The following is a 9,309-nucleotide window of genomic DNA, read 5'->3' on the forward strand; positions in this document are numbered from 1 at the left end:
TCCTCGCCCAAGTCGGGGAGCGGAGACGCAGAAGTAGACCTGCGTGTGAATGGTGGGATGTTGAACGGGGAGAGCCACCGGCCTATTGCTGGTGACTGATTGCCGGGAGTCCACATCAAAGCCCCACCCTCAAGGACCGAGGCGCGTATGCGCCGAGGGAGTAGGGTGGGGTAGTTTACGTCAGGGATTGCCGACGCGATCGCGACCCGGGTCGAGGCCGAGACCGCAATCGAGGCGGGTGCGGAGACCGTCTTCGGCGGGCAGCCCACCCGGGCCGCCCGCGCCATCGCCCGGGAGTGCTTCCGGACGGTCGAGGCCCACGGCGAGAGCGCACTCGCCGCAGTCGAGCGCGATGCCGTCACCGAGAGCGTTGAAGCGGTCGTTGAAGCTGCCACGCTCTTGAGCGGGATCGGGTTCGAAAGCGGTGGACTCGCGGCGGCTCACGCCGTCCACGACGGCCTCACGCGGGTCGAACCCACTCACGACGCGACACACGGCGAGAAGGTCAACGTCGGGACGCTCACGCAACTCGTCTTGGAGGGTCGAGACACTGACGCGATACACGACATCGTTGATCTCTCCGTGGACCTCGGACTCCCCGTCACGCTCGCCGACATCGGACTGACAGACCCGACCGACGAGCAGTTGCGCACGATCGGAGAGGCGGCCTGCGAGCCCCAGGAGACGATCCACAACGAACCGTTCGAAGTGACGCCCGAGGCGGTCCAGGACGCCCTGGTGACGGCGGACGAACTGGCGCGTGAGCGACGGACCACCCGCAAAAAAGAGTAGCCGCTGGGGTGCGGCGTTAGCCGCCCATAATCTCGTTGACTCTGCTCTCCCAGTTGGGCTCGTGTTCGGTCAGGACGTCCAGCGACGGGGTGATCATCTGGCTGAACTGCTCTTCGTTCGTCGGGAAGGCGACGTCATCGACCATCCACCCGGGGATCTCCGCGTCAGGATGCAGCGGCGCGACCCCGAGGTTCTGACACCAGGGACCGATGTTCTCCCCGCTCGCTGCGGTGTTGATATACTTCTGTCCCCAGTAGGTGTGGGAGTCGTCGAGGTTCTTTGGAATCCACATGGTGTCCCGGCCGGCGCGTGCGCCTTCTTCGGGGATCGTGTAATCGACCGGCGCCCCGTCGTCTTGCGCGTTGACGATGTTTGCGGGGAGCATAACCGACATCGCAACCTCGCCCTGTCGGAGGTTCTGGGTGAGCGCCGAGTCGTCGCCGATGGCGCCGACGTGCGGTTTGAGGTCGCGGTACTGTTCCCAAACCGGCTCCATTGTATCGACAGCACCCAACTCCGTGTCGGTCATCTTCGCGATGACCGGCGTCACGCCGTGGCCCGCGGTGTAGAGGCCGATGTCGTTCTCCCAGTCGCCCTCCCACCAACTGCTCCAGGAGGTCGGCTCCGAGTCCACCCGATCGGTGTTGTACGTCAGAGCGTACGTGTACGAGTAGAAGTTGACGAACGGCCACTCGGCGCCGTCGGTCTCGGGCTTGCCCGCTCCGAGGAGGGCCGTGATGTTGGGCGCGATCTCCGTATCGAGCGGCGTCATCAGATCCATCTGGAGCGACTGGAAGCTCGTTTTCGTCAGCGACCACTGCACGTCGACTGGGGGTGTCCGGTCCTGCCGGATCGCGGTCCGGATCTTCGCCTGCATCTCGTCCTCGTTGGAGTTGTCGTACTCGACGGGGATCCCGGTCTCCTCAGTGAACGGCTTGGAGATGTATTCGTCGAGGTTGTCCTGCCAGGCGCCGCCCCACGCCCGGACCGTGATCGACTCCGGCTTTGGGGGGACGCTGCTCTGCTGTGTGGTCCCACCGCTGCTGTCGCTGCTGGTGCTGTCGCCGCCGTCACTGCCGCTCGACCCGCCTGAACCGCCGCTGCACCCGGCGAACGCGACCGCCGACGCGACGCCCGCTGACGCGAGGAACTGCCTCCGTCCGACGTTCGACCGACTGTCCGCATCACTGTTATGTTCTCTCATGTCTCGTCTCAACCGATGTTTACTCACGGGCATACAAATATACCCACCATACGGTAGCATATTTATAATATCTGCGGCGCTCAGGCCGCTAGTTTCGAAATACTACCCGCATAGATGGTGATCCGGTGTCGAACTGTGGTTCGGAGAGCCACGGTACACTGGGCTTGATACTGTCGGCTATAGTCGCGTGACGTATTTCGACACCCCGGGGTGTCGAAAATCTTCACGTAGTTATAGCCGACAGTATGAGGGCGCGTGTCGCTTCCGCTCCCCGTCCCGCGTCCCGCAGAACCGACCGTCCGTGGCTCACCTCACGGTGTATCCACCGTCGATAACGACGGTCTCGCCGGTCATATACGAACTGGCGTCGGAGGCGAGGTAGACGACCGTCCCGCCGAGATCCTCCGGTGGAGCCATCTTCTCCACCAGCATCTCCGAGAGCCACGCCTCCTCCATATCGGGGTTCTCCGCCAGGAGTTCGTCGATCATCTCTGTCCGGATGTATCCCGGCGCGATGGCGTTGGCTCTCACGCCGTGTTCCGCCCACTCGGAAGCCAACTGGCGCGTGAACGACACCACGCCACCTTTGCTCGCGTGATAGACAACCTCTTGTTGTGGATAGTTCGCGACGAACGCCGACATCGACGCCATATTTATGACCGTCCCGCCATCGTTCTCAACCATCCATCCCCCGGCGTGTTTCGTACAGAGGAACACGCCAGTGAGGTTGGTCCGGAGCACCTCGTTCCACGTCTCGAGTGACATCTCGTGGGCCGGTGCGGTTCGGGCGATGCCCGCGTTGTTGACCAGCACGTCGATCCCGCCGAGCCGATCGACGGTCTCTCCTACCAACCGTTCGACGTCGGCCTCCTCGGTGACGTCGACCGACACCCCGGCCGTCTCGACGCCGGTCGCGTCCGCGATCTCCCGCGCCGCCGTCCTGGCGGCCTCGGTGTTCCGGTTTGCCACGCAGACGTCGGCGCCTGCCTCGGCCAAGGCCTTCGCGAGCGCGCGTCCGATCCCGCGGCTCCCACCGGTCACGATTGCTGTTTTGCCGTCGAGTACGAACTCGTCGAGCACAGACATACCAGTCCAACCGGATGCCGAGCAAATAAGCCCAGTCCCTCCACCGGGCGGGTCACTCGAAGCGCCTCCGGACGCTCTCGGCGTGCGATTCATACTGTCGGCTATAATTACGTGAAGATTTTCGACACCCCGGGGTGTCGAAATACGTCACGCGACTATAGCCGACAGTATCAAGCCCCTCGAGTTCGGCCAGTGGGACAACTGTGTCGGAGATCGACGCCAGTCCGGCTTCGTCCAGTCGTTGAACGGTACGCGAGCGGAGCGCCTCGTCGCCCTCCGCCCGAACCGTCTCGACGATGTCGGCCACGTCTTGACGTACTTCGTCGATCCCGGCGTCACGGTTGAGCACCGCCTCCCGCCCCGTCGCGTCGAGCGACGCCAGCGTCCGCTGTTCCATACCGAACACTCGTTGCGGGCGACGACATCAATCACCATCCGCCACATGGTGGCGTCGCTGGAGGGGTCCCGGTCCGATATATAAACCGTCCGCCATACGGGGGTGGCCGATGTATCATCGTCACTGATGACCTCCGAACCAAGATGCGATACGTGACCCGCCAGCCACCGGCGAACGCCAGCTCCGCCTCCCGGCGTCGGCCGGCGTCTCCGTGTGGCCGACTGCCCGGACAGTGGAGCAACTGTTATCACACCCTTGGGGGCAACTGTAGGTCGACACGATGAACGCGAACGGATCGGCTACCGACTGCGGGCGTTCGGACAGGGCGTGATCTACGAATGAGCATTAGAGAGGGGCTCCGGTACGGGAGCCTCCGCGCAAAGTGGCGCATCGTTGACGCGCTCATCGCGGCGAAACAACGCGCTCCGGTCGACTTCGACGGCGGTTCCGACCGGTTCGGGTACGCCCTGCTTATCCCCGGGGTCCTGCTCGTCAGCTTCCTCGCCGTCGGGATGGTGTTCCTGGCTTGGTACAGCGTTCTCACCTACGACACCGTTGAGATCATCGCCTACGAGTACACGCTGGCCAACTGGCGAGACCTCATCGACACTGGCACGTTCTACACTGTCTTTGTCCGGACCATCATGTACTCCGCGGCGGTCACCGCCGGGTGCGTCGCGCTGGCGATCCCGTACGCGTATCTGGTCGTCCGGACGGATCGGACCCTGTTCCGGTATCTCCTCCTGTTCGGGCTGTTCGTCCCGTTTTTTACCGGGGTTATCATCCGGGCGTACGGCTGGCTCATCATCCTCGGCGAGAACGGCCTTTTGAACTGGGTGCTCGGCACGCTCTCGCTCCCAACGGTGAGCTTCCTCGGGACGCCCGTGGCGGTGCTTCTCGGCTTGCTCCAGTATCTCCTCCCGTTCGCGGTGCTGATGTTGACCCCCGCGATCGCTAGCATCGACCCCGACCTAGAGCGCGCCGCAAAGAACTGTGGCGCGAACCAGTGGCAAACGTTCCGCCACGTGGTGTTGCCGTTGGCCCGCCCGGGCATCACCGCCGCGACGATCGTCTCGTTCACGATCTGTATGGCCAACTACTCCATCCCGGACCTGCTGGGCGGCGGGACGTTGAGCTTCGTTGCGAACTTCATCTACAACCAGGTCTTCGGCACGCTCAACTATCCGTTCGCGGCGGTTCTGAGCGTCGTCTTGGTCGCCGTCGCCTCGTCGTTCGTTCTGGTCGTGTTCAAAATGTACGGAACCGGTACGCTCGGCGTGGAGGTGGACGAGGCGTGAGCCTGCTGCGTCGGTTCGGCGGTGACCACCCCTACCTGACTGCGTTTACGATCTTCGAGCTCGCCTTCCTGATACTTCCCTCAGTAATCATTCTGGTGGTTTCGCTGGGCTCGGGCGAGATCATCTCGTTCCCTCCGACGGCGCTTTCGCTGAAGTGGTACGCGTCGCTGCTGGCCCAACCCCAGTATGTCCAACCGTTCCTCAACAGCGTCATCGTCGCCACGTTCTGTACCGCTATCTCCATCCCGATCGGCATTGTGACCGCACTCGGGCTGAACCGCTACGACATCCGCTTCGAGGACGGCATCCAGATCTACCTCCTTTTACCATTCACCGTCCCGCTCGTCGTCTCGGGGTTCATTTTTCTCATCATCTTTGGCCGACTGGGCTGGATCGGCCACCTCTGGGCTGTCGGGCTCGGGTTGACGATAATCAACATCCCCTTCATGATCTGGAGCGTCGCCTCGAGCGTCAACGCCTTCGATCCGACCCTCGAGGACGCCGCCCGGAGCCTCGGCGCCGAGGAGATACAGACGTTCCTCAAGGTGACACTCCCCTCGCTAATGCCGGGTGTTATCTCGGGCGCGCTGCTGATGTTTATGCTCGCACTCAACGAGTTCATTGTCAGTCTCATTATCACCGTGACCGACACCGAGACCCTCCCGGTCGCGATTTACGGGGCGATCCGCGGCAACATCAGCCCGCAGATCGCCGCGGTTTCGAGCGTCTATGTTCTCGTCGCGATCGTCGCAATCGTCGTCGCTGACCGACTCGTCGGTCTCGAGCGGTTCCTCCACACCTGACAGCGTTTGATCACACATGCCCGGACAACCCGTTCTGTTGACCGTCGACGCCGGGACGTCAACGATCAAGGCGGTGGCGTTCGGAACCGACGGCGCGGAGGTGGCGGTGGCGACACGCGACACGGAGACACTCCGGCCGGAGCCGGGACACGTCGAACAGGAGCCGATGGCGGTGTGGGAACGGACCGCGGCGGCGCTCGGAGAGGTTACCGCCGCACTCCCGGAGGGCGCCGAGCCGCTCGGCGTGAGCGTCACCGGGCAGGGCGACGGGCTGTGGGCGATCAGCGAGACGGGTGATCCCGTCCGCAACGCCGCCCTGTGGTCCGATAGCCGCGCTGCGGGCATCGTGGATGCGTGGGCGGACGACGGCCGCCTGGAGCGGATCGTCGACCAGTGCGGGTCGAAACCGTATCCGGGCATGAGTCTACCGCTTCTGGCGTGGGTGGCCCGCGAGGAGCCCGAACAGTACGAGCGGGTCGATACTGTCCTGTCGTGCAAGGACTGGCTGCAATACAAACTCACCGGCGAGCGAACGCTCGATCACACCGAGGCGACGATCCCGTATCTGGACAAACGAACCGAGCGGTACGACCCCGGCGTCTTCGAGGTGGTCGGCCTCCCCGACGCGGAATCGATGCTCCCGCGGTTGGCAGCGCCGACAGCGGTGATCGGGACCGTTACCCAGGTGGCTGCCGACGCGACCGGTCTCGACCCCGGGCTCCCGGTCGTTTCCGGGGCCTTCGACGTGCCGGCGTCGGGCATCGGGACCGGGGCGGCGACCGCCGGCGGGCTCTCGATCACGCTGGGCACCTCCCTGACGCACCACGTGTTCGTTGACGGACCGCAGCCCGCCACGTCGGGGATCCAGATGAGCCTCGGCCACGAGGGGCGCTGGACGTACGCAATCAGCTCGAACGCCGGCACGCCGAGTCTCGAGTGGGCCGCCAACGTGCTCGTCGGGGACACAGACGTCGCGGGGCTTGAGCCGATTGCGCGGGCAGCCCCGACCGGGAGCGATGGGGTGGTCTACCACCCGTATCTGAGTACAGCCGGCGAACGGGGGCCGTTCGTCGAACCGGGCGCGCGGGGACAGTTCGTCGGGCTCACTCCCGAACACGACGCCGAACACCTGATTCGGGCGGTCTACGAGGGGCTCACCCTCGCGATCCGCGACTGTGTGGCGCACCTCCCGGCCGACCCCGGGACCGCGACTGTGACCGGTGGGGGGGCCCAGTCGGACCTGTGGTGTCAGCTGATCGCCGACTGCCTCGGTTGCCCGGTTGCCGTGCCCGAGGGGTCGGAAGCGACGGCAAAGGGCGCGGCCGTACTGCTCGCCGTGTCACAGGGTGTGTACGCGTCGCTGTCGGCGGCGGTTGAACGAATGGTCACTGTCGACCGCCGGTACGAGCCGCGGGAGTCGGTCACGGAGCAGTACACGGCGCTGTACGACCACTTCTCGGAGGTGAGGCGGGCGATGGAGCCCATCTGGTCGACGCGGGCGGCGGCGTCCAACCGAGCTGACTCCGAGTCTACGGAGTGAAACGGCGCGTCGTCGGGCCCTCATAGCCCCAAGGGACCGGTCGCGGTGATGGATCGGCTGTGCTGCCGGCCGACGTTCGGAGCCGTCGCGCCGGCGCTCCGGCGGTGTCGCGAACGACTTTTATCGACAGCTCCCCGAAGTCAGGCGAATGCGTACCGTTCGTTGGTGCCGGCAGCCGGAGCACGCCGTCGGGACCGTTCCTCCGACGCGGTCCGGAGCGTGGGGGTGATCAGAGTGGCGTCCGTCGTCACCGTCGGCAGCGCGGTGTTGGACCACGTTTACGTTCTGTCGAACCTCCCGGCGCCCGACGGTGGAGCGTTCGTCACGGACCGGACGCGCCGCGGCGGCGGCGTCGCCGCGAACGTCGCTTGCGGGCTCTCGGCGCTCGACCACAACGCGGCGGTCGTCTCTCGCGTCGGTGACGACGATGCCGCCGACATAGTCGTCGAGTCGGTTCGGGAGTGGGACGTCGACGCCGACGCCGTTCGACGCGGTGACGGTGCGTCGTCGTACACGCTGATCCTCCGGGGACCCGACGGCGGCCGGATGATCGTCGCCGGCGGCGACAGCGTACCGACCCTGCGCCTCCGGGATCCGGACCGCGAACGGCTCCGGGCGGCCGACGTCGTCTTCACGAGCGCGTACGCCCCGGACCGGGTGGTGAGCGAGGTGGCCGACCTCCGTCGAACGGGCGCGATCGACGCGCTCGCGTTCGACCTCTCGGGGCCGCTCTCGGAGCTCGACGGCCGGGGGACGGCTCCGGAGACGATCGACGTGCTCGCGGCGGCCGCAGACCTGTTCATCACAGGCGAGGTCGCGGCCCGGTCGTATCTGGGGGAGCCCCCCGCCGACGCCGTCCGGACGCTGCGCGACGCCGGCGCGGAGCGCGTCGCGGTCACCGCAGGTGCGTCGGGCGCCCACCTCGCAGACGGCACGGCCGACCCGGTGCACGTCCCCGCACGGGAGTGTGACCCGGTCGACACCACGGGCGCCGGCGACCAGTTCACCGCGGCGCTGATCCACGCGTGGCTGCTTGGCGGTGCCGGCCCACGCGCGGCCGGGGAGATTGCCGCGGTCGCCGCCGCGCGGACCTGTACCGCCCGGGGCCCGCGGGGGCGCCTCGCGACGCCGTCGGAGCTGCCCGATCAGTGATCGGTGGCGTCCACCAGATTCCGGACCCGCTTCTCGTCGACCGGCGCGGTCGCCTCGCCGCCCCGTTTCAGGTCGCTACCGACGATGGCGCCGTCCGCGAGGGTCAGCAGGTCCGCGACCGTGTCGCTGGTGACGCCGCTGCCGACGAACACGGGCACGCCGGCGTCGGAGCGGTCGCGGGCCTCAACCACGGCTTCGAGGTGCTCCCGGTCGGTCCCACGGCCGGTGCCGGCGCCGCTGGCGACGATCCCGTCGGCCTTCCCCCGTTTGAGGAGGTCCGCAACCTCCTCGGACAGCGGGCGATCGGCAACGGGCGCGGAGTGTTTCACGTCGACGTCTGCGATGATGTCGATGTCGGCGTCGAGGCGGTCCCGGAGTCGGACGGTCTCGGCGGCCCGGCCCACCACGACCCCCTGGTCGGTCGCACGGGTGCCGGTGTGGACGTTCACCCGGACGAACGACGCGCCAGTCGCAGCCGCGATCGCGACCGCGGCCTCGGCGTCGTTCCGGAGTACGTTAACGCCGACCGGGAGTTTGAGCACGTTTCGGAGGTCGGTGACCAGCGCAGCCATCGACGCCACGGTGTGCTTCGGAACGCTGTCGGCGTAGAACGGCGCGTCGCCGAAGTTCTCGATCATCACGGCGTCGACACCACCGTTCGCTAGTCGCCGCGCGTCCCGCCGCATCGCCTCGCGGAGCGCCGGCCTGTCACCGTCGAAGTCGGGAGCACCGGGGAGCGCGTTGAGGTGGATCATACCGACGACCGGCCGGTCGGTTCCGAGTCCGAGCGTCATCGGCCCTCCACGTGCGGGTTTCGGTGTCCCGTTCCGGAGCTATTGCCTACCATACTCTGTTGATTCGGCGCGGCGCCTCACAATAGTTCCGTGTGCTCGTCGCTCCGACGGCCTCTTGGATTCCCGCCTGTCGGTAGTCCTCCGGTCGGTCGGCGCGTAACCAAACACGACCATCCGAACCGCGCGGACTCGCGTTGCTCGTCCGCTGGGCCACGAATCCACAGTCTGACGAGCAGTCCTCGC

Annotated in this window: 9 protein-coding genes and 1 pseudogene; 6 read left to right on the plus strand and 4 right to left on the minus strand. The window is 66.2% G+C overall.

The annotated features are described in order from the left end of the window. Both IEX72_RS15310 and IEX72_RS14735 read left to right on the plus strand, forming a co-directional pair. Positions 1-99: pseudogene (locus tag IEX72_RS15310) on the plus strand (RNA-guided endonuclease InsQ/TnpB family protein); the annotation flags it as partial. A 300-nt stretch (positions 100-399) separates the two neighbouring features. Further along, positions 400-792: a dehydroquinate synthase/iron-containing alcohol dehydrogenase family protein gene (locus tag IEX72_RS14735; RefSeq protein WP_425603793.1), complete on the plus strand. Its 393-nt coding sequence runs from the start codon at positions 400-402 to the stop codon at positions 790-792. Between the two features lie 16 nt (positions 793-808). On the opposite strand, the gene IEX72_RS14740 is transcribed toward IEX72_RS14735, so the two are convergent. The 3 genes from IEX72_RS14740 to IEX72_RS14750 all read right to left on the minus strand — a co-directional run bounded on the left by IEX72_RS14740 (position 809) and on the right by IEX72_RS14750 (position 3,479). Then, positions 809-1,996 carry an extracellular solute-binding protein gene (locus tag IEX72_RS14740; RefSeq protein WP_188788708.1) on the minus strand — a complete coding sequence of 396 codons (1,188 nt, stop codon included), beginning with the start codon at positions 1,994-1,996 and terminating at the stop codon, positions 809-811. A gap of 306 nt (positions 1,997-2,302) precedes the next feature. After that, positions 2,303-3,082 (minus strand): SDR family NAD(P)-dependent oxidoreductase, encoded by a 780-nt coding sequence (locus IEX72_RS14745; RefSeq protein ID WP_188788710.1) that lies wholly within the window; start codon positions 3,080-3,082, stop codon positions 2,303-2,305. Between the two features lie 52 nt (positions 3,083-3,134). Next, complete coding sequence (locus IEX72_RS14750; RefSeq protein ID WP_188788722.1) at positions 3,135-3,479, minus strand: hypothetical protein; 345 nt, start codon at positions 3,477-3,479, stop codon at positions 3,135-3,137. 338 nt (positions 3,480-3,817) lie between these two features. On the opposite strand from IEX72_RS14750, the gene IEX72_RS14755 reads away from it, so the two are divergent. The 4 genes from IEX72_RS14755 to IEX72_RS14770 all read left to right on the plus strand — a co-directional run bounded on the left by IEX72_RS14755 (position 3,818) and on the right by IEX72_RS14770 (position 8,272). Continuing rightward, positions 3,818-4,777: an ABC transporter permease gene (locus tag IEX72_RS14755; RefSeq protein ID WP_188788711.1), complete on the plus strand. Its 960-nt coding sequence runs from the start codon at positions 3,818-3,820 to the stop codon at positions 4,775-4,777. Beyond that, the gene (locus IEX72_RS14760; protein ID WP_188788713.1) at positions 4,774-5,580 is read left to right on the plus strand and encodes an ABC transporter permease; all 807 of its coding nucleotides are present in this window, start codon (positions 4,774-4,776) and stop codon (positions 5,578-5,580) included. Before IEX72_RS14755 ends, IEX72_RS14760 begins: the two co-directional genes overlap by 4 nt. Before the next feature lie 16 nt (positions 5,581-5,596). Next, the gene (locus IEX72_RS14765) at positions 5,597-7,120 is read left to right on the plus strand and encodes an FGGY-family carbohydrate kinase (RefSeq protein WP_188788715.1); all 1,524 of its coding nucleotides are present in this window, start codon (positions 5,597-5,599) and stop codon (positions 7,118-7,120) included. A gap of 234 nt (positions 7,121-7,354) precedes the next feature. Beyond that, on the plus strand, positions 7,355-8,272 hold the full coding sequence (locus tag IEX72_RS14770; protein ID WP_188788716.1) for a carbohydrate kinase family protein: 918 nt from the start codon (positions 7,355-7,357) through the stop codon (positions 8,270-8,272). Here IEX72_RS14770 and IEX72_RS14775 read toward each other — a convergent pair. Next, positions 8,266-9,066: a BtpA/SgcQ family protein gene (locus IEX72_RS14775; protein WP_188788718.1), complete on the minus strand. Its 801-nt coding sequence runs from the start codon at positions 9,064-9,066 to the stop codon at positions 8,266-8,268. The genes IEX72_RS14770 and IEX72_RS14775 overlap by 7 nt on opposite strands. Positions 9,067-9,309 lie beyond the last annotated feature (243 nt).

It is taken from the genome of Halobellus salinus (assembly GCF_014646875.1).
In the GTDB taxonomy this organism is placed as follows: domain Archaea; phylum Halobacteriota; class Halobacteria; order Halobacteriales; family Haloferacaceae; genus Haloquadratum; species Haloquadratum salinum.

What these genes read in the sequence shown, in the direction of transcription:
- IEX72_RS14740 (WP_188788708.1), bottom strand. Translation starts at nt 1,996, where the DNA reads ATGAGAGAACATAACAGTGATGCGGACAGTCGGTCGAACGTCGGACGG.
- IEX72_RS14745 (WP_188788710.1), bottom strand. Translation starts at nt 3,082, where the DNA reads ATGTCTGTGCTCGACGAGTTCGTACTCGACGGCAAAACAGCAATCGTG.
- IEX72_RS14750 (WP_188788722.1), bottom strand. Translation starts at nt 3,479, where the DNA reads ATGGAACAGCGGACGCTGGCGTCGCTCGACGCGACGGGGCGGGAGGCG.
- IEX72_RS14755 (WP_188788711.1), top strand. Translation starts at nt 3,818, where the DNA reads ATGAGCATTAGAGAGGGGCTCCGGTACGGGAGCCTCCGCGCAAAGTGG.
- IEX72_RS14765 (WP_188788715.1), top strand. Translation starts at nt 5,597, where the DNA reads ATGCCCGGACAACCCGTTCTGTTGACCGTCGACGCCGGGACGTCAACG.
- IEX72_RS14775 (WP_188788718.1), bottom strand. Translation starts at nt 9,066, where the DNA reads ATGACGCTCGGACTCGGAACCGACCGGCCGGTCGTCGGTATGATCCAC.